The organism is Pseudogemmobacter sp. TB195 (assembly GCF_058313095.1).
In genome coordinates this window covers 1-619 of sequence record NZ_JBZEGG010000139.1, presented here as the reverse complement: position 1 = coordinate 619, position 619 = coordinate 1, and the positions used below count along the sequence as shown (strand labels likewise).

At 68.5% G+C, this 619-nt stretch carries 1 protein-coding gene; it reads right to left on the bottom strand.

Features of this window, described 5'->3' with window-relative positions; translation table 11 throughout:
- A partial coding sequence (locus AC4FS3_RS29030) for a peptidoglycan-binding protein (RefSeq protein WP_491023423.1) occupies positions 1–466 on the bottom strand: 466 nt, incomplete at its 3' end.
- Positions 467–619 lie beyond the last annotated feature (153 nt).

Below are 619 nucleotides of genomic sequence, written 5' to 3'. Positions count from 1 at the left end.
AGCGCCGGGCGAAATCGAAGCCATTGCCCTTCAGGCGCTCCAGCGTGGCGGTGAGCTGGCTGATGCGCGTCTCAACCGGGGTGTTCATGGCCTTCAGCGTCAGGCGTCCAACCGTGCCGAGGGTCGACAAACCATGCCGGCGCTGGAAGCGCTTCACCGCTTCGACCACCGCCGCGTCATAGACATCCCCCGGCAGCGCGGCGGCGGGCAGATCGCCGCTGGCGACGAGACGCTGCTTCAGCGCCGTCACGTCCGGCCCCTGCGACTGCGGCTTCAGCGCCATGACGCTGGCGGGCGCCCTCGGCCAGCCGCCCTGGCTGGCGATCTTTTGGTAGGCCGCCAGCGCCTGGAGCGTGCGCTCATGGGTGTTGGGGCCATAGGCCGGCTCATCGGCCCGCGCCCGCGGCATTGCAACCGTGGCCAATGCGGCGGCGACCGTGGCGAGAATGCAAAGGCGCGCGAACATGAAGCATCCCCGGAACGGCAGAGTGCGGATGCGGCAAATATCGCCCGGCATGGTCAAGGAAGGTTTAATGCGGCATGCTGGCGATCCCCCCGGGCGCCTCGCCCAACCAATCCCGCTCCCCACATGCTCGCGCCTGACCATGGCGCATGGAAT